Source organism: Pseudomonas sp. 5Vm1k (assembly GCF_056161485.1).
The window spans coordinates 267,430-284,964 of the sequence record NZ_JBSPCZ010000003.1; the positions used below are offsets into that span (position 1 = coordinate 267,430).

Annotated in this window: 22 protein-coding genes; 19 read left to right on the plus strand and 3 right to left on the minus strand. The window is 59.8% G+C overall.

All coding sequences use genetic code 11. The annotated features are described in order from the left end of the window. Nucleotides 1-5: 5 nt before the first annotated feature. The 3 genes from ACWIKB_RS07700 to ACWIKB_RS07710 all read right to left on the minus strand — a co-directional run bounded on the left by ACWIKB_RS07700 (nucleotide 6) and on the right by ACWIKB_RS07710 (nucleotide 1,592). A complete protein-coding gene (locus ACWIKB_RS07700; RefSeq protein ID WP_475266045.1) occupies nucleotides 6-572 on the minus strand; it encodes a deoxynucleotide monophosphate kinase family protein in 567 nt (188 codons plus the stop codon). Further along, entirely contained in the window at nucleotides 569-775 is a 207-nt protein-coding gene (locus ACWIKB_RS07705; RefSeq protein ID WP_475266046.1) for a hypothetical protein, read from the minus strand. The genes ACWIKB_RS07700 and ACWIKB_RS07705 overlap by 4 nt, the downstream gene beginning before the upstream one ends. A gap of 139 nt (nucleotides 776-914) precedes the next feature. Beyond that, nucleotides 915-1,592: a LexA family protein gene (locus ACWIKB_RS07710; protein ID WP_475266047.1), complete on the minus strand. Its 678-nt coding sequence runs from the start codon at nucleotides 1,590-1,592 to the stop codon at nucleotides 915-917. 623 nt (nucleotides 1,593-2,215) lie between these two features. On the opposite strand from ACWIKB_RS07710, the gene ACWIKB_RS07715 reads away from it, so the two are divergent. The 19 genes from ACWIKB_RS07715 to ACWIKB_RS07805 all read left to right on the plus strand — a co-directional run bounded on the left by ACWIKB_RS07715 (nucleotide 2,216) and on the right by ACWIKB_RS07805 (nucleotide 17,535). Next, on the plus strand, nucleotides 2,216-2,704 hold the full coding sequence (locus ACWIKB_RS07715) for a phage regulatory CII family protein (protein WP_475266048.1): 489 nt from the start codon (nucleotides 2,216-2,218) through the stop codon (nucleotides 2,702-2,704). Continuing rightward, nucleotides 2,697-2,903 (plus strand): TraR/DksA C4-type zinc finger protein, encoded by a 207-nt coding sequence (locus tag ACWIKB_RS07720; protein ID WP_145252693.1) that lies wholly within the window; start codon nucleotides 2,697-2,699, stop codon nucleotides 2,901-2,903. Before ACWIKB_RS07715 ends, ACWIKB_RS07720 begins: the two co-directional genes overlap by 8 nt. Then, nucleotides 2,900-5,599, plus strand: a complete 2,700-nt coding sequence (locus ACWIKB_RS07725) for a bifunctional DNA primase/polymerase (RefSeq protein WP_475266049.1) — start codon at nucleotides 2,900-2,902, stop codon at nucleotides 5,597-5,599. The genes ACWIKB_RS07720 and ACWIKB_RS07725 overlap by 4 nt, the downstream gene beginning before the upstream one ends. A 340-nt stretch (nucleotides 5,600-5,939) precedes the next feature. Continuing rightward, nucleotides 5,940-6,410 (plus strand): hypothetical protein, encoded by a 471-nt coding sequence (locus tag ACWIKB_RS07730; RefSeq protein WP_475266050.1) that lies wholly within the window; start codon nucleotides 5,940-5,942, stop codon nucleotides 6,408-6,410. A gap of 191 nt (nucleotides 6,411-6,601) precedes the next feature. Next, a complete protein-coding gene (locus ACWIKB_RS07735; protein WP_475266051.1) occupies nucleotides 6,602-6,946 on the plus strand; it encodes a phage holin family protein in 345 nt (114 codons plus the stop codon). A 156-nt stretch (nucleotides 6,947-7,102) separates the two neighbouring features. Further along, nucleotides 7,103-7,693, plus strand: coding sequence for a terminase small subunit (locus ACWIKB_RS07740; RefSeq protein ID WP_054048671.1), 591 nt, complete (start codon nucleotides 7,103-7,105; stop codon nucleotides 7,691-7,693). Nucleotides 7,694-7,697: 4 nt separating this feature from the next. Continuing rightward, nucleotides 7,698-9,725 carry a phage terminase large subunit family protein gene (locus tag ACWIKB_RS07745; RefSeq protein WP_475266052.1) on the plus strand — a complete coding sequence of 676 codons (2,028 nt, stop codon included), beginning with the start codon at nucleotides 7,698-7,700 and terminating at the stop codon, nucleotides 9,723-9,725. 1 nt (nucleotide 9,726) lies between these two features. Beyond that, nucleotides 9,727-9,933 carry a phage head-tail joining protein gene (locus tag ACWIKB_RS07750; RefSeq protein ID WP_054048667.1) on the plus strand — a complete coding sequence of 69 codons (207 nt, stop codon included), beginning with the start codon at nucleotides 9,727-9,729 and terminating at the stop codon, nucleotides 9,931-9,933. Then, nucleotides 9,933-11,411: a phage portal protein gene (locus tag ACWIKB_RS07755; RefSeq protein ID WP_475266053.1), complete on the plus strand. Its 1,479-nt coding sequence runs from the start codon at nucleotides 9,933-9,935 to the stop codon at nucleotides 11,409-11,411. Before ACWIKB_RS07750 ends, ACWIKB_RS07755 begins: the two co-directional genes overlap by 1 nt. Continuing rightward, nucleotides 11,408-12,571, plus strand: a complete 1,164-nt coding sequence (locus ACWIKB_RS07760; RefSeq protein ID WP_475266054.1) for a head maturation protease, ClpP-related — start codon at nucleotides 11,408-11,410, stop codon at nucleotides 12,569-12,571. Before ACWIKB_RS07755 ends, ACWIKB_RS07760 begins: the two co-directional genes overlap by 4 nt. Next, nucleotides 12,568-12,912, plus strand: a complete 345-nt coding sequence (locus ACWIKB_RS07765) for a head decoration protein (RefSeq protein WP_475266055.1) — start codon at nucleotides 12,568-12,570, stop codon at nucleotides 12,910-12,912. Before ACWIKB_RS07760 ends, ACWIKB_RS07765 begins: the two co-directional genes overlap by 4 nt. Nucleotides 12,913-12,973: 61 nt before the next feature. Continuing rightward, on the plus strand, nucleotides 12,974-13,969 hold the full coding sequence (locus ACWIKB_RS07770; RefSeq protein ID WP_475266056.1) for a major capsid protein: 996 nt from the start codon (nucleotides 12,974-12,976) through the stop codon (nucleotides 13,967-13,969). A 2-nt stretch (nucleotides 13,970-13,971) separates the two neighbouring features. Next, complete coding sequence (locus ACWIKB_RS07775; protein WP_475266057.1) at nucleotides 13,972-14,292, plus strand: head-tail joining protein; 321 nt, start codon at nucleotides 13,972-13,974, stop codon at nucleotides 14,290-14,292. Then, on the plus strand, nucleotides 14,289-14,954 hold the full coding sequence (locus ACWIKB_RS07780; protein WP_475266058.1) for a hypothetical protein: 666 nt from the start codon (nucleotides 14,289-14,291) through the stop codon (nucleotides 14,952-14,954). Before ACWIKB_RS07775 ends, ACWIKB_RS07780 begins: the two co-directional genes overlap by 4 nt. Beyond that, entirely contained in the window at nucleotides 14,947-15,459 is a 513-nt protein-coding gene (locus ACWIKB_RS07785) for a hypothetical protein (protein WP_475266059.1), read from the plus strand. The genes ACWIKB_RS07780 and ACWIKB_RS07785 overlap by 8 nt, the downstream gene beginning before the upstream one ends. Next, nucleotides 15,456-16,019 (plus strand): phage baseplate assembly protein V, encoded by a 564-nt coding sequence (locus ACWIKB_RS07790; RefSeq protein WP_475266060.1) that lies wholly within the window; start codon nucleotides 15,456-15,458, stop codon nucleotides 16,017-16,019. The genes ACWIKB_RS07785 and ACWIKB_RS07790 overlap by 4 nt, the downstream gene beginning before the upstream one ends. 54 nt (nucleotides 16,020-16,073) lie before the next feature. Continuing rightward, complete coding sequence (locus ACWIKB_RS07795; RefSeq protein WP_475266061.1) at nucleotides 16,074-16,325, plus strand: hypothetical protein; 252 nt, start codon at nucleotides 16,074-16,076, stop codon at nucleotides 16,323-16,325. A 5-nt stretch (nucleotides 16,326-16,330) separates the two neighbouring features. After that, on the plus strand, nucleotides 16,331-16,657 hold the full coding sequence (locus ACWIKB_RS07800; RefSeq protein ID WP_475266062.1) for a GPW/gp25 family protein: 327 nt from the start codon (nucleotides 16,331-16,333) through the stop codon (nucleotides 16,655-16,657). Beyond that, a complete protein-coding gene (locus ACWIKB_RS07805) occupies nucleotides 16,654-17,535 on the plus strand; it encodes a baseplate assembly protein (protein WP_475266063.1) in 882 nt (293 codons plus the stop codon). The genes ACWIKB_RS07800 and ACWIKB_RS07805 overlap by 4 nt, the downstream gene beginning before the upstream one ends.

A 17,535-nucleotide genomic window follows, 5' to 3' on the forward strand; every position in this document is an offset into this window, starting at 1 on the left:
TGTCCTCAGGCGACTGCTGCACGGGCGTGCAGCGTGTCCACGATGTCGTTGACATTCGTGAACAATTCATCGAAGGAACCGTCGTTTTTCAGCCGCAAGTCGCCAGGAGCAATCTGGATTCCGTTTTCGCTGCTGTGCGGTTTTACGGGTGATGCGACCACGCGAACCATGTGAAGTACTACGCCGCCGCGCTTACGGATGAAGTCCGCTTCGTTGTTGAACCGAACGTCACTGACGACGAAGCCACGTGCGGTGTCGTGGGTGCGTGCCAGTAGATCTAGGTTCTGCGCGGCCAGTAGCAGCCACAGTTCAGGGTGCACGTTGTCGCGGCCCCACTCTGTGCCTAGGGACTGCATTAGTTCGCGGGGTGAGCGTCCCAACCATGGCAACGCTTGTTCCTTTTGCTCGCCTTCGAAGTCGCACGGGCTCAGATTGAGGATGTGCATAAGGCCGTCACGCAACGGATCAGCGAACGCGTAGGACTGGAATCCGTGATTGTTCACCAGGTGTTGTGCAGCAGTGTCTTTGCCAGAGCGAGCCCGTCCAGCAAGGCCGATTAGAAGTGTCGTCATGCTGCGTCACCCCCGAACGGCGACTGGCTTTCATCGGCGGTGGCATTGTTGAGAGCCTGGATGGCCTTAGTGCGACCTTTGGGGGCGGTGATCACCAGTAGGCCGGTGCGGCGCTGGATGGCTTCTACTGCTGCGCGGCTGCTGCATGCTGCTGGGTGGAGGTAGATCGGGCTGCGGGTGTTGCTGTGCTGTGTGGTTTGCATGGCTCGTACTCTTTGGTGAGAGGTATACGATGCAAACGATACAAATACGTATTGATCTAGTCAATACGTATTCGAATTGATTTTTCAAGAAGCATAAAAAAGCCCGCAAGAAGCGGGCTCCATCTGGTGCGGCGATGTATCAGAAAATTTCTAGCTTCGAGAAGACGACGCCACAAATCATGGCGTCGTCTCCCAGTTCGATGATCGGTTCAGGCCAAGCAGGATTCAGCGGCTTTAGAAATCGACGCTTCCCTTCCATAACCAACTGTTTAAACGTTGCTTCTTGGCGATCAACCAATTTAGCGATAACAAGTGAGCCGTTCTCGGCATCCTTCGCGGGATCAACAAAAATGATATCGCCATCTCTGAAGGACCGTCGTTCATGCTGGTTAAACATCGAAAGTCCGCGCACCCTGAGAGCGTAACTTTGGCTGCTATGGGACGCGGCGCATGGTAGCCAGATCTCTGCATCATCAATGGTTCGCACATCTTCAATCTCACACCAGGCGCCTGCCTGTACCCAAGAAATCAAGGGTACATATCCTTTGATCGCCGGGCCTGGCTCAACGTTAGTCTCAGATGAAGATGAGGGGCTGATCTCAACGCCTGGGGCCTTGTGTTCGCCTCCTTTCCACAGCCAGTTGCTGCTGACTTTTAAGGCTTTGGCAATTTTTTCAATGTTTTCGTGGCGAGGGCTGGCAACCGCATTCGTCACGATTCTATGAATCGTTGGCTGGGGGACGCCAGAACGGCGACCAAGCTCGCCTTCAGAAAGACTCAGTTCTTGCATGCATTGAGCAATGCGATCGCCAATCACTTTTTTCTGCCTTGATTCAAAAACGTATCGGCGATTGTATTGAATCGATCAATACGTTTGTGTATTGTGTCGTTCAATGCGAAAGCGCATCGGTGAACGATATGACTATCCAAGAAATGCTCGCGGAGTTACTGCGGTCGGGTTTATCCCAACGTGTTATCGCAGAGCGTGTGGGAACAACGCAGCCGACTATCAATCGTGCTGCTAAAGGTGCTGATGTTCGGTACGTAACAGGAAAGGCCATTGAGGGCCTTTACATGCAAGTAAAAGCGGAAGCTGGCCTGAAGTCAGCAGCTTAGAAGGGTGCTGAGCTGGGGCCTCTCACCATAAGAATCCCCCAGCCCAGCGGTGGCGATACGCAGCACATACCGTACCGCCACTTGAAACACCGGCCTGAAACCTCTCACCAAAGAAACTACAGGTCGGAAGCAACGAGCTACACAAGGTACATGCAAGTCGCTACATAGCGCGTCGGCCCAGGACCTCTCACCATAAGAATCCCCTGGGCCGACTGGAACGATGAGCCGTGCTGCACAGCACGATTCGCACAGCACATCGGTCGTGGTCGTAGGATAGAGCGTGTTTTGCTCTACGGCCACACCGTAAACAGGGGATTTACGGTTATGAGTCGCACAGATCTTTTGCCGGACGCTGGTCCGGTCCTTTCTCTGCGTCATGCGCTTTATCGCGCTGGGCGTGATTATCGGGGCGGCATCACAGCCCTGGCTTTCGACATGGTCATGGATAACGACTCGCTTCAGAAAAAACTGAAGCTCGACGAAGAGCGCCGCTGGCTGACGCCGGACGAGCTGGAAGAAGTTATCCGGCTGACGGCCAGTCCATTGCTGCTGGACGCGCTGATGCGTCCTGCCGGGGTGGTTTGGTACAAACCAGTTCCAGTGCCTGCAACTTCGGAAGCGCTGAAAGCTGTCGGTAATGTTTTGGGTGAGACTGCAGAGTTCGTATCGAGCATGCATGAAGCAGCCAAGGACAACGTCTGGGAGCTTCATGAGGTCCTCGCGTTGGAGAAGCACGGTGCTGATGTGATCCGTGAAATTCTCGGCATCATGGCGGGCGCCCGTCAGGCGATGGAGGATCGCAACGATGGCTGACGATATCGATCGCGCAAATGACCAAGCTCAATATCTGCTCGACGTTGCTCTTCACCGTAGTCGCCGTATCCCTTCAAATCGCGTCAGCGCTCAATTCTGCGAAGACTGCGATGAGCCGATTCCGTTGCTTCGACAGCAGACGATTCAGGGTTGCCAGACCTGTGTCAGTTGCCAGGGGTTGCGGGAGCGGCGCAGATGACTGAGCACGAGAACCGTTTGCCTACTGCTGATTGGGCTCAGTTTTACGTTGAGACGTTTGGTTTGGCGCTGGTTCCGATTGAGCCAGGTCAGAAAGGCCCGAAGGGGATGGGTTGGAACAAGCCGGGTGGGTACTTCACCGATTCGGCGAAGGCTGCAGCATTCTGGAAAAAGAAGCCGGAGCACAATCTTGGTGTTGTGCTTGGTCCCAGCCGTATCTGTTCCCTGGACGTCGATGACGTGCAGTGGACGCGGCATGTTCTCTATGACCAGCTGGAAATTGATCTTGATGCGATGGCGTTGGTGTTTCCGACGGTGGTGGGCAACCCAGCACGCTTTCGCATTATGTTCCGCGTCCCTGACGGTCTTGAACTAAGCCGTCATTCGCTGGCGTGGCCCAACGAGAAAGACCCTGACGGATCGATACACAAGGCGCTGATCGCCAAGGCAAAAGCTGCGAAGGAAGCCGGTGATGCGGCGGGTGAAGCCGAGGCGCGGGCTGAGGCGGACGAATTCCAGCGCATTACGGTGTTCGAGCTGCGCGGTGGGTTGGTGCAGGATGTATTGCCACCATCGATCCACCCAGGCACGGGTAAACCTTACACCTGGCGCACGCCGCCGAGTGTGAGTGATGGCTTGCCGATGCTGACTCCGGAGTTGCTGTCCATCTGGAACAACTGGGACATCTTCAAGCGAGATGCCGAGGCGGCGTGTCCATGGGTGCCAAAGCCGAAAAAACCGCCGGCCAAGGTCATCAAGCGTGCGCCACCGGCAGCCGGTAAACCCTCGGTGATCGACGAGTTCAATCGCAGTCACGACGTTGAAGAGCTGCTGCGTGCCCACGACTACATTAAGCGCGGCAGTAAGTGGCTGTATCCACACAGCAGTACCGGGCTGCCGGGTGTGACGGTCAGTGATGATGGCAAGGTCTATTCGCACCACGGCGCAGATCCACTCGCTAACGGGCACCAGAACGACGCGTTTGAGGTGTTCTGTTTGTTGCAGCATGGTGGCGACCAGTCTCGGGCCGTCAAGGACGCCGCACGACTGCTGGGTATGCAGCATTCTTCGCGACCGGACCCGCGTGATCTTCCCCCGACCCCATCAGGTGACCCGAGCGAGCCGGACTGTGCGCCGGACGAAGGCGGCGAGGCCGCTCCGGCTTCTGACGGGGGGGCGGGGGAGGCACTCACGCTTGAACAGATCCTGCGGCGGTATGCGCTGGTGGAAGGCACCACTCACGTGTGGGACTTCGACCAGTCGCGGGTGATGAAGAAGTCTGCGTTCGAAGCGCGTGTCGGCAAGCCGCTGGCGAAACAATGGGCGGAAGATACCGAGCACCGCAAGCTGATATCCGATGACCATGTGCGCGATATCGAGCAGTCGCGGCGGATGGCGGGCAAGAAGGGCGGTGCCTTCGGGATGCCGCCAACCGAGCGTTACGTGTACATCGATGGCACCAAGGACGTTTGGGATCGTGAGAAGAAACGCCGCGTTGCCGAGGGTGCCGTGAAAATGGCCCTCGGTGACACGTACCCATTGTGGCTGAACAGCAGCGAGCGGCGGGTGGTCGACGTTGACCACATTGTTTTTGACCCGACGATGACCAAGGACCCGAGCATCTACATCAATACCTTTGATGGCTTGCCGCTGGAGCCGCTCAGGGACGATGCCGCATGTGCCAACTTGCGGTGGTTGATCTCATTTCTATGTAACCACGATGAAAATGCGGCGCTCTGGTTGACTCGCTGGCTGGCGTTTCCGCTGCAGCATTTGGGCGCGAAGATGGATACCGCTGTGCTGATGCACTCCAGCATGGAGGGCTCGGGTAAGAGTCTGTTTTTCGCCGATACCATGGGCAAGTTGTACGGCCAGTACGCCGCGACAGTCGGACAGACTCAGTTGGAAAGCAATTTCAACGCCTGGCAAAGCCGGAAGCTTTGGGCCGTTTTCGAAGAGGTGGTCAGCCGCGATCAGCGATACAACCAGGTGGGCAAAATCAAACACCTGGTGACGGGCAAAACGGTGCGGATGGAATCCAAGTTCATCAATGGCTGGGAGGAATCCAACCATATGAACGCGGTGTTCTTGAGTAACGAGATCATGCCATGGCCGATCAGTGACAGCGATCGCCGAATGCTGGTTGTCTGGCCCTTGGATACCTTGCCGGTGGCGCGCCAAAAAGCCATTGGCCGGGAGCTGGAGCAAGGCGGTGTCGCAGCTCTTTATGGCTGGCTGTTGTCGGTTGATTTGGGCGACTTCAATCAGCGAACGCGTCCGCCATCCACTGACGCCCGTGAACGCCTGGTGGCCCTGAGTCGGGCCGGCTGGCAGACGTTCCTACACCTGTGGAAATACAGCGAGCTGGGTCAAGGACTCTGGGGGCCGTGTCTTTCCACTGACCTTTACTCGTTGTTCCTGGAGTGGTGTCAGCGCAATAAAGAACACGTGATGAGTCAGACGAAGTTCTCGCTGTTCATCAATTCCGAGGTGGAAAAAACGCGATCGATACCTTGGACCGATGGGAGTAATCGCAAGTTTGGTGCGTTCTTCTTTCCGGTTGATCAGGATGCTTCCCCGCCCCCATCACTGAAGTCGGCCGTGCTTGGCGCGGTGGTTGTCAGCTGGCGAGCAAACGCGAAGCTAGCAGGGTGGAATGTGGACAGCTGGGACCACATTAAGGCAGCTGCCGCATGACTACGCCTAAAAGTGTGTTGGGTGTGTCGGGTGTGTGTCGGGTTGGTTTTGGCTACCCAACACAGTTTCAGTCCTTTATTTGCGCGGGTTTCCGGCTGTTGTGTTGGGTGTGTTGGGTTTGGTGTCGCGGGCGCGCATGCGTGACGTTATTTGCACTGAAGACAACAGTAAGAATTTTTTCTTATGCGAGGACGGAAAAACCCAACAAACCCAACACACTCAACTCAAAGTTAATAAGAGTATTGATTTTAAAGGGATGTATATGTGTTGGGTTTGTGTCGGGTAACGGGTTTTCTGTGTTGGGTTCGGTTTTTCGGGGGGTAGGGCGATGATCGAGGCAATGGAAGTGCTGCTGAAGCATTGGGGCGAGCAACTTCGGAGTAATGGCGAGGTGGGGGGGATGGGTAGCCCGATGGCAACGATCATGGAGTGGGGTGGATGTGCACCGCGCGGCACGCCCGGATCGCGGATCATTATGGGGGCTGGTGCGGGGCCTGATGCAGTTGCTCAAGAAATCGGTGCGGCTCTTTCCGAGATCGCTCGACATGGTGGGCGGGGAGAAAGGCTGCAACAGTTGGCGGTCTTGCGCTACGGCTACGACCCTGCACCGACCTGGCCTTCGCAAATGCATGAACTGGGATATGTGTCTAAGGCGAAGCAAACCTACTACGACCTTGTGCACAGTCTTCATGTGCGACTCTTTGAGGTGTTGGCCGAACGCAAAGATGCACGTAAGTGGCTAACCGCTGGTCGGGGCGTTTTACCTCAAAGTCTCCTCAAAGTTGCGTCAAAGTTGCGTCGAGCCGGTTAACCGAAAATGCCCTCTTTTCGGTTCCGTACTCAGGGGGTAAAAAGTCACCACGATATGAGTTCTGCGCCTCGGCGCTTCCCCCGAGCACGTGCTGTGCACTCCGTCCTGGCAAGCGCCGCGACACTGAAAACCCTGCCCTCCGGCGGGGTTTTCTTTTTGTGTTTAGCGCGCTCTTTCACTTGAGGCACAACATGACAAATGAGCAGCAAGCGCTGGCAGAGATGCCGATTTGGTTAGTGATCGTCCTGGCCTTGGTCGGCGGCGTATCCGGTGAAATGTGGCGAGCAGATAAAGATGGGGCGCGAGGCTGGGCGTTGTTGCGGCGCCTTGCACTTCGGTCCGGTGCCTGCATTGTCTGCGGGGTGTCGGCGATGATGCTGATGATCGGCGCGGGCATGACGATCTGGACGGCCGGCAGCTTGGGTTGCCTGACTGCGATGGCCGGCGCTGATGTCGCCATTGGTCTTTACGAGCGCTGGGCCGCCAAGCGGCTGGGCGTTTCCGAAGTGCCACCTGCCAACGGCGAACAGGGGTGAGGAATTGCGGCGGGGCGCCGAAAACTGCCGGGGACCCTGGGGGTATTCGGCGGGTACGGGGTCGGAAACCCGCGGGACTGTGTTAGCGGGCGGTTCACCAGCTTAGTGAACTGAGGTGAACAGGTGAACTCGCGGGGTGAACTGGGGAAATTAACCATGACTGTAATCAGCAAAACGGAGTTTGCGGCCCGGCGCGGTTGGGCCAAATCCTACGTTTCCAAATTAGCCAGCCAGGATCGGCTGGTGCTTACCGAAAACGGCAAGATTGATCTTGAGGCTACTGAGGCACTGCTCGACAAAACCAGCGACCCCAGCAAGGCAGCCGTTGCCGAACGCCACCAGCAAGATCGGATTCAGCGTGACGTGTACAGCCAACTGTCCCCCGTCATTGAGCCGACTTCCACGGCTGCGCCGCCGCAGCTAATGCCAGGCGATGGCAAACACCCCGACTACCAGAAGTCCCGCGCGCTGCGCGAGCACAACATGGCCAAACTGGCCGAGATCGAACTGGGCAAGGCGCAAGGTTCATTGGTGTCCAAGGAAGCCGTAGAGACCGGTGCCTACGACGCCGGCCGCTTGCTGCGCGACCAGTTGTTCGGCCCGTTGCCTCAGCTGTCGTATGACTTGGCGGCGATGACGGATCCCTGGCAGATCGAAAAACACCTCACAGCAACAATCCGTCGAACGCTGGAAGAGGCCGAGCGCCTCTCCTCAGCAGATCTTGAACATGCCCTAACACTGGATTGAACCCATGCACACGGAATTTTCTGACGGTGCAAAGGTGTACCGTGAGAACTACTTCCGTGGATTGCGTCCCGATCCAGAACTTTGGATCGATGAATGGGCCGATGAGTACATGCGGATTCCACGGGACACCGGCGCCCCTGAGCCCGGCCAGTACCGAACCTCACGAACACCGTATGCCCGTGAACCGATGCGTTGCCTGTCGCCGGCTCATCCCTGCAGGCGCGTGGTCACCATGGTGGCCTCGCAGTTGATGAAAACGCAGATCGCCCTGAACTGGATGGGCGGACTGATCCACATGGCGCCGTCGAACATCCTGGCCTTGCTGCCCAGCCTTGGATTGGCCAAGCGTGTTTCGGGGCGAATCAGCAAGACGATCAAGGCCACCCCGGTGCTGCGTGAACGCGTGGCGACCAGCCGCTCACGGGACGCCCGCAATACGATGGACACCAAGGAGTTCGAGGGTGGTTCGCTGTACGTCACCACCGCTGGTTCCGCCGCTAACCTTTCGGAGCTGTCTGCACGTTACATCTACGGCGACGAAGTCGACCGCTGGGAAAACGACGTAGGCCAAGAGGGTGATCCCATCAGGTTGGCCGAGACGCGGGCGACCAACTTCGGCCGAAACGCCAAGATCTATTTTTCCAGCTCGCCGACGATCAAGGGCGCCTCGCGGATCGCCGATCTGTTCGAATCCAGCGACCAGCGTCACTACTACGTGCCATGCCCCACCTGCGCTCATATGCAGGTGCTGGAGTGGGAGCGGCTGCACTACAGTGCAGACTTCACCACCGTGCATTACGAGTGCGCCGCCCCTGAGTGCGACGTGCTGATTGAGGAGCACCACAAAAGCGACATGCTCGCCCGAGGTGAGTGGCGTGCGCATGGTCGTGGCGATGGCAAAACCGTGGGGTTTCATCTCAGCGCCTTGTATTCGCCGACCGGCTGGATGGATTGGGCCTCGCTCGCCGTGGAGTTCGAGGACGCCAAAAAAGCGCAGTCGCAAGGTGATACCAGCCTTATGCAGGTGTTCTACAACACCCGTCTGGCCAAGGTTTGGGACAGCGCGCTCGAGCAGACCAAGGCGGAAGTGTTGATCGCCAGGGCGCGTCTGGAAACCTACACCCTCGGCGCAATGCCGGCCGGTGTAATGATGCTCACCGGTGCTGTTGACGTTCAGGCCAACCGCCTGGAACTCATGGTGATGGGCTTCGGCGTCGGCATGGAGCGCTGGGTCGTTGACCACCAGGTGATCTGGGGTGACCCGGCGGATGAACGCACCTGGGCGGTGCTGGATGAAAAGCTCAAGGCGCGTTACCGGCATCCGTGTGGTGTCGGCTTGGCGATCCTCGCAACCGGTGTCGACTCCGGTGGTCACCACACCGACGAGGTCTATCAGTTCTGCCGCGTCCGTCGCTGGCGAAACGTCTTCGCCATCAAGGGCGCTAGCAAGCCCGGCAGGCCGGTGATCGCTCAGCGTCCATCCATGGTCGACGTGACCTGGAAGGGCCAGACCGAACGCAACGGCGCCGAGCTGTGGTTCGTCGGCACCGACACTGCGAAGGATTGGATTTACAACCGCTACCCGTTCCCGGATGGTCCGGGTGCGTTGCACTTTGCCAACGACTTGCCGGACGAGTTTTTCGCCCAGTGCGTGGCAGAGCGCAAGGTCGCCCGTTACGTGCGCGGTCACAAACGCATCGAATGGGTCAAGGGCAAAGCCGAGCGCAACGAAGCACTCGACCTGATGGTGTATTGCCTGGCCATGGCGCATTACCTGGGCATCAACCGTTATCAGGAACATGACTGGGAGCGGGTCCGGCAGTCCTTGGCGCAGGCTGGTTTGTTTGATGAAGCGTCGAGCATCAAGCCTGTTCAGGGCCATCGCCTGATCGACAACGAAACACCCGCACCATCGGCCGCACGACAGACTCAACCGGCACCGCAACCTGCGGCCCCGGCCGTGCAATCGCGGGCTGTCGCACCACCACCTCAACGCCGCAGCTCTGCCAGCGGTTATCTGAAGAGACGCTGATATGTCATTTACCCAGAAGCACCTCGACGCGGTTGAGGCGGCCATTGCTCGTGGTGAAAAAACCGTGCGCTACACCGACCGTACCGTGGAATACCGCACCGTCGACGAACTGCTCAGGGCGCGCGAAGAGATTCGTTCGTCACTGGTCAACGCTGCAGGACCCCGTTCGCGTGCTGTTCGGCTGTACCACGGGGGCAAAGGACTCTAATGGCTCGCTATCCGACGCTAACCCGTAACGGATTCGTGTTGCCGTCGAACATCAAGGCCAGTTACGAAGGCGCCGGAGAGGGCCGCCGCTCCACTGGCTGGGATGCTCCCGACAACGGGATCAACAGCATCAATACCCCGGCACTGCGCAACCTGCGGTCGCGCTCCCGGGCAGCGGTGCGCAACGACCCGTATGCCTTCAACGTGATCGACAAGCGTGTCAGCAACCTGATCGGCACCGGCATCACCCCTCGGCCAACTACCGACGATGATGCTTTACGCAAACTGCTGCAGGAGCTCTGGGCGGATTGGGTCGATGAATCGGACGCCGATGAGCGTACCGACTTCTACGGCCAGCAGGCCTTGGTGGCGCGCACGGTGGAAACCTCGGGCGAATGTTTTGTGCGGCTGCGACCGCGCAGCCTGGACGAGGGTTTGGCGGTTCCGCTGCAGCTGCAGATCCTCGCGCCGGAGTTCGTCCCGCATGACAAGTACGAAAGCACCAAAAGCGGCAATACGATCCGCGCAGGTATCGAGTTCAACCCGGGCGGCAAGCGCGTGGCGTACTGGATGTACCTGTCGCATCCGCGTGATGCGGCATCGCTGACCGTTGGCTACAACCAGTTGGTCCGTGTGCCTGCGGCCCAGGTGCTGCACATCTTTGAGCCGGTCGAACCTGGTCAGTTGCGCGGAGTGCCGCGCTTGTCACCGGTGCTCAAGCGCCTGCGCAGTCTCGACAACTATGACGATGCGGTGTTGTTCCGTCAGGAAGTGGCCAATCTGTTTGCCGGCTTCATCAGTCGTCCGGCACCGGATTCAGGCCAGGTTCCCAGGGATCCGGTGACCGGCCAACTGTTGAGCCTGGATCGTGACGGGTTCACCCCGATGGTCGCGCTGGAGCCTGGCACCATGCAGGAGCTGGGGCCGGGTGAGGAGGTCGAGTTTTCAAAACCACCGGACGCGGGCAACAACTATCCGGACTTTATGCGCCAGCAACTGATGGCGGCAGCCGCCGGTTCCGGCACGCCTTACGAGATCCTCACCGGCGACATGCGCGGGATCAACGACCGGGCACTACGGGTGGTGCTCAACGAGTTTCGGCGCCGCTTGGAACAACTGCAGTTCGGCGTTTACGTCCATCAGCTCTGTCGCCCAGTGCGGGCTGCCTGGATGGACATGGCGGTGTTGTCGGGTGTCCTGGTGCTGGGCGATTACGCGCAAAAACGCCGCGACTATCTGCGTACCCGTTGGGTGCCGCAAGGCTGGGCGTACATCCAGCCAGTACAGGACGTGCAGGCGCGCCGGATGGAAGTGCAGGCCGGCTTTGCCTCACGTAGCGAGATGGTGCTGCGCACCGGCTACGACGCCGAAACGGTCGATCTGGAAAATGCCGCCGATCTGGCGCGCGCCACCGCATTGGGCCTCAACTACAACACCCTGGATGCCGTCGAGCCAATCGACGACAAGGAGCAATCATGAGCAAACAAGCGCGACCGCGCATTTACAACCGCGCAGGCCAGCGCGTGGAGGTTCAGGACAAAACCTGGTACGCCGTGCAGGCCAGCGGCGAGGCCGCCGAGCGGGTGATCGAGGTCTTCGTTTACGGAGAGATTGGCGGCTGGGGCATTACCGCCAATCAATTCGTGCAGGACCTGCGCGCCATGGACGACGGTGTTTCGGACGTCGTCGCGGCGTTCAACAGCATCGGCGGCGACCTGTTCGACGGACTGGCCATGCACAACGCACTGTCGCGGCTGGGCGAGCGTTGTACCGGCCGGATTGATGCATTGGCCGCCAGTGCCGCCAGCGTGGCGGTGTGCGGCGCACACAAGGTCGTGATCGCGGCCAACGCCATGTTGATGATTCACAATCCCTGGACCTATGCGGCCGGTGATGCCGAGGACTTTCGCAAGGTGGCCGACGTCCTCGATCAGACGATGGAAGCGATCATCGCGGCCTATAAGGCCAAGGCGCCGGACATTGATGAAGTCGAACTGCGTCGGCTGGTCGCCGCTGAAACCTGGCTCACCGCCAATGAAGCCGTAGCCCTGGGCTTAGCCGATGAGGTCGGTGACGGGATCAAGGTCAAGGCGTGCCTCGGGCAGGGTGGTGTGTTGCAGCGTTACCAGCACGCGCCCGCCGAATTGCTGGCCCAGCTCGACGAACCACCCGAAGCTGATCCGGAATTGGACGTTGTCGATCCGCCGCTGGTGCCGTTGGTGCCGCCGGTAGTCGACTCGGCCAAATTGGCATTGATGATCACCCAGCGTTGCGCGGAGGGCGGTATTAGCAACCTGGTCGCGCCGCTGCTCAGCTCGACCCAGCTTGAAAGCGAAGAGATCGTCCTCGCTGGCCTGGCCCGCGCCAAGGCGGTGAATGACCTCTGCGTGGCGGCGCGCTTGCCGGAGTTCAGCGCCGAATACGTTTCAGCGGGACTGGATGCTGCTGCGGTGCGCGCGCGTCTGTTCGACAAGATCGTCACCAGCGGCAAAGGCTTTGAAATCGACAACAGCCTGCCACTCGACAACGACCCGGCGCCGAAGGTGCTGGCCAAACAACCTGACCCCACCTCGATCTGGGCATCGCGACAAGCGGCTCAATCTGGAAATGCGCGCGGCGCGAAAGGAGCAAGAGCATGACCATCAAAAAAGAGCCGATCCACACAGGTGAGTTTCTGCTGTCCGAGGGCGCCGGGAACATCTCACGGGAAACGATCAACGTGGCTGCTGGCCCCGCGCTGAATTCGGGTCAAGTCCTCGGCCTGGTGACGGCCTCGGGCGAGTTCGCGCCGTATGCCCCGGCCGCTGAAGATGGTACCCAGACGGCCGTGGCGATTCTCTACGGGCCGCTGGGTGAATCGGACATCGTGCGCCGTGGTCGCGCCGTGGTGCGCATGGCGGAGGTCAGCGAAGTGCACCTGACCGGGCTGGACCCTGAGGCCGAAAAAGACCTGATCACCCATTTCCTGATCGTCCGTTAAGACGCTCAGTCACGTTTACCCAGCCCGCCTTGAGCGGGTTTTTCATTTCTGGAGAGTACCCATGGCCGAGATCGCCATTTTTGACGACGAAGCGTTTACCGTGACCGCGCTGACTGCAGCACTCAACGATCAACCCTACCTGCCGGGCCGCATCAGCGCCCTGGGCTTGTTCCGTGAGGAAGGCATCACCACCCTGACCGTCCAGATCGAAAAGGACGGCGACACCCTGGCGCTGGTGCCGGCCGGTGAGCGCGGTGGCTCTGGCCTGGTGGTCGCGGCCAGCAAACGCAACCTGATCCCGTTCAACACCGTGCACCTGCCGGAGCGCTTCACCATCAAGGCCGACGAGATCCAGGGCATTCGCGCCTTCGGTACCCGTACCGAGTTGCAGGCGGTGCAGGACGTGGTCAATACCCGCCTGGCCAAAGCGCGTCGCCAGTTGGACGCGACCCACGAATTCCAGCGCATGGGCGCGCTCAACGGCTTGATCCTGGATGCCGATGGCAAGACGGTGCTGCTGGACCTGTATGACCGCTTTGGTGTGCAGCGTCAGAAACTGTCCATGGACCTAGCGGATCCAGGCACCGAGCTGCGGGTTAAATGCGGTGAAGCACTGGACATGCAAGAGGATGCCCTCGGCAGTGTGACCAGCACCGGTTCCCGAGCCTTCTGCGGCAAGAACTTCTGGAACAAGTTGATTGTTCACAAGTCGGTCAAAGAGACCTACCTCAACAGCCAGCAGGCGGCGGCCTTGCGCGGTGACGCTCGGGAGAGCTTCGAGTTCGGCGGCATTATCTGGGAGCGCTACCGTGGCAAGGTCGCCGGAGTGTCTTTCGTTCACGACGATAAGGCGTTGCTGGTCCCTGAGGGTGTACCGGATCTGTACATCTCGGTGTTCGCACCGGCCGACTACATGGAGACGGTCAACACCCAGGGCATTCCGTACTACAGCATGATCGAGCCGCTGCCGTTCAACAAAGGCATGGCCGGTGAAGCACAGTCCAACCCGCTGCACCTGTGCACCCGACCGCGCGCCCAGATCCAGCTGGAGCTCTGATCGTGGGCTTTCGCGACCTGGTCGCCGAGGTCGACGCGGTGGTGTTCGAAACGTTGGGCGATACCGCACGGATCGAAGGTCGTGAAGAGCCGGTGTTCGGCATGTTTGCCGCGCCCTGGCTGCAACCGAAATTCGGCAAGCTCAACACCGGGTTGCGTGAGCCTCGGTTCGAGATCCGCGTCAGCGATTCGCAGGGCCTGGAGCCGGGCCTGTTGGTCAGCATCGATTTGCCTGCGTTGGATGGCGGCGGCGACTACGACTTGTTTCAACTGGAGCCGAGCGGTGACGGCCTGGTCGCCTTGATCTTGAGGTTACGCCCATGAGCGTCGGCAGCTATTTCAAACCTTCGGCCGGTGGCGGGATGATTTCTATCCAGTCCTCGGCGACGGACCTTCAGGCGTTTCAGGACTTTGCCAAATTGGTGCCCAAAGCGGCGGCAACGGCGCACCGCCGTGCGATCAACAAGACGTTGGGGTGGTTGCGCACGCACATCGCCCGGGCCGTCAGTCGGCAGGAGCGCATTGCCGTCGCGGCGGTGCGTCAACGGTTGCGCAGTTATCCAGTGTCCGGCGGGGCTTCGAGCGGCAAGCTGTGGTTTGGTTTGAACGCCATCGAATCCAGCCGGATCGGCCGAGCACGGCAGACCGGCAGCGGCGTGTCAGTGGCGGGGCGGCGTTACCAGGGCGCGTTCCTGAAGAAGGTCTACGGCAATAAGGCCGACATCTGGATTCGCACCGCGAGCAAGCACTTCAATGCGGACGACTACCCCGACAGCACGGTGTCACCCGGTCGTGGGCCGAGTTCGGGGTGGGTGGCGGAACACGGCAGTCGCTTTCCGCTGGCCAAGGCCAAAGTCTCGCTGGAGCAGGCTCGACCGCACTTCAACAGTTGGGTGCAAAAGGCCGATGAACGCCTGCTGGAGATCCTGAAACAGGAGCTCAACTTTGAGCTGCAAAAATACCTCAAGAGGATCGGCAATGTCTGATGAGACTTTGAGCCTGGACCAGCTTTACTTGGCGGTGGAACAGCATCTGGCGACCCATCTGCCTGGTGTGCAGACAGTGACGGCCTGGCCGAATGTGTCGGACCGCGTTGCGCTGCCGGCGGTGTTTCTGGAGCTGGCCGAGATCGAGCCGGGGGCCGACATCGGCACCGGTGAAACAACGCTGCTCTGCAAGTTTGAGGCACGCGTCATCGTCGACCCGATCAAGCCGCACCATCATCAGCAGGCCGTGCAATTGGCGACTCAGCTCGCAGTGTTGCTGCGCGCGCAGACGTGGGGGCTGCCGGTTGATCCCGCCGAGTTTGTGCAGGCCCAGCAAGACTGGACTCAGCCGGCTCTGGATGGTTACACCGTTTGGTTGGTGGAGTGGACCCAGCAGATTTACCTCGGTACCGAGCAATGGCCGTGGCCGGACGATCAGCCGGGTGAACTGCGATTGGACGACTACGCCGTTGAGGTTGTGGTGGCGCCGGAGAATGAGTCGTGAGCTACGCCAGCGCACAGCATGACCGCATGCTCGCGGGGGTGGTTAAAGCTTGTTATGTGGTGGCGGTCGATCTGGCCGCCTCCCCACCCGCGTGTCGGGTGTCCGATGGCGAGTGGGTCAGTGCCTGGGTGCGCTGGCACAGTGTCGCCGCCGGCAAGGCCCGGCACTGGCGGGCGCCGTCCATGGGCGAGCAGGGGACGTTGGTCAGTGCCAGCGGTGACGTGTCGCAAGGCACGTTTATCCCGGGCTTGTACGGTGATGCCGGTCCGCCACCGGATAACCGCGACCATGTCGAAGTCTGGCGCTTTGATGATGGTGGTTCGCTGGTCTACGACTGGCAGGCCAAGAGCTACAGCATCACCCTGCCAACCGGCACAGTGACCATTAAAGTCGGTGGCACGGAAGCGGCCGTAACCGATAGCGCCGTTACCGTAACGGCCGGGGGTATCAACCTGAAAGGGGTTGTGAACATCGACGGCTCGCTACACGTTACGCAGAACATCACCAGTGATGCGTCGATCATCGACACCACCGGCAACACGCCGAATCACAAGCATTAAGTTCAATCCACGACAGCCCGCCCAGTGCGGGCTTTTTTATGCCTGGAGAAACACATGGCCAAGATCGTCGACACGCTTATCACCGACGAACCCGCGTCCGCATCACCGATGCGGGAAGCGCTCCCGTTGACGACAACGGAGCTTTTGAAGTTTCGCGACAAGGTCTACACGTCGCGGCTGCTGATCGTTCCCGACACCGACCGCACCTTGCCCGTCAGCAAGGGAGTGGTAGAGGTCCCGACGTCCGATACCGACGCGGTCAAATTCCTGAAAGCCAACGAAGAATTCGAGCTGCTGAAGGAGTGAGGTAGATGATCGGAATGGACCGCCATACCGGCCTCCCCATTTCCGGTATCGCGCACTTGCGCCAATCCATCGCCGACATCTTGGGCACGCCGTTAGGCAGTCGCCGACACCGGATGGAGTACGGCAGCAAGCTGCGGCGGTTTGTTGACTTGCCTGTAAACGAGGGCTGGAAAAGCGCCGTACAGGCTGAAGTCGCTCGCGCCCTGGGGCGCTGGGAGCCGCGTTTGAAACTGGACCAGGTGCGCGTCCTTTCCGTGATTGGCGGGCAAATCAACCTGAAGATCGTCGGGCAGTACCTGGGCGACGGTGTCACGTTGGAGGTAGCCGTATGAGTATCGTGGATCTGTCGTCGTTGCCGGCGCCGACTGTGTTGGAGCCGCTGGACTTTGAGGAGGTGTATCAGGAAAAGCTGGGCGTTTTTCGCGGGTACATGGGCGGTAACTGGACCGCCGCTCTTGAAAGCGATCCGGTGGTTAAGACGATTGAGGTCGGCGCTTACATCAAGGTCGGCAACCGCGCGCGGGTCAATGACGCCGGCAAGGCGGTATTGCTGGCGCATGCCATCAAGGGCGACCTCGATCACCTTGGGGGGAACGTCAATCTAAAGCGCCTGGTGATTCAAGCCGAGGATCTGCTGGCGGTTCCGCCAGTGCCGGAGGTCAAGGAGGACGACGACCCGTTTCGTGAGCGTATCCAGTTGGCCTATGAGGGACTGACCACGGCCGGCCCGCGTAACAGCTACATCCTGCACGCACGAAGCGCCTCGGGGTTGGTGGCCGATGCCTCGGCCGAAAGCCCGGCACCCTGCTGCGTTACGGTAACGGTGTTGAGTTTTGAGGGGGAAGGCGTGGCCGGCCCCGAATTGTTGGCCGCCGTTGCGACGGCGCTCGATGATGAGGACACGCGCCCCCTCACGGACTTTGTGACCGTACAGAGCGCCCAGGTGATCCGCTACCAAATCGACGCGATTTTGCACATGGCCAGCGCCGGGCCCGAAGCGGATGCCAGTTTGGCCGAAGCGAAAAGCCGATTGGCCGCCTGGGTTAACCCACGAAAGCGGCTGGGCGTTGAGGTTGCACGGTCTGCGGTAGACGCTCAGTTGCACGTTGCCGGCGTTTCCCGGGTTGAGCTGGTCGGATGGCAGGACCTGGCCCCGACCAAGGCACAGGCGGCGTTCTGTACGGGCTACACCGTGAAGCTGGCGGGCTGA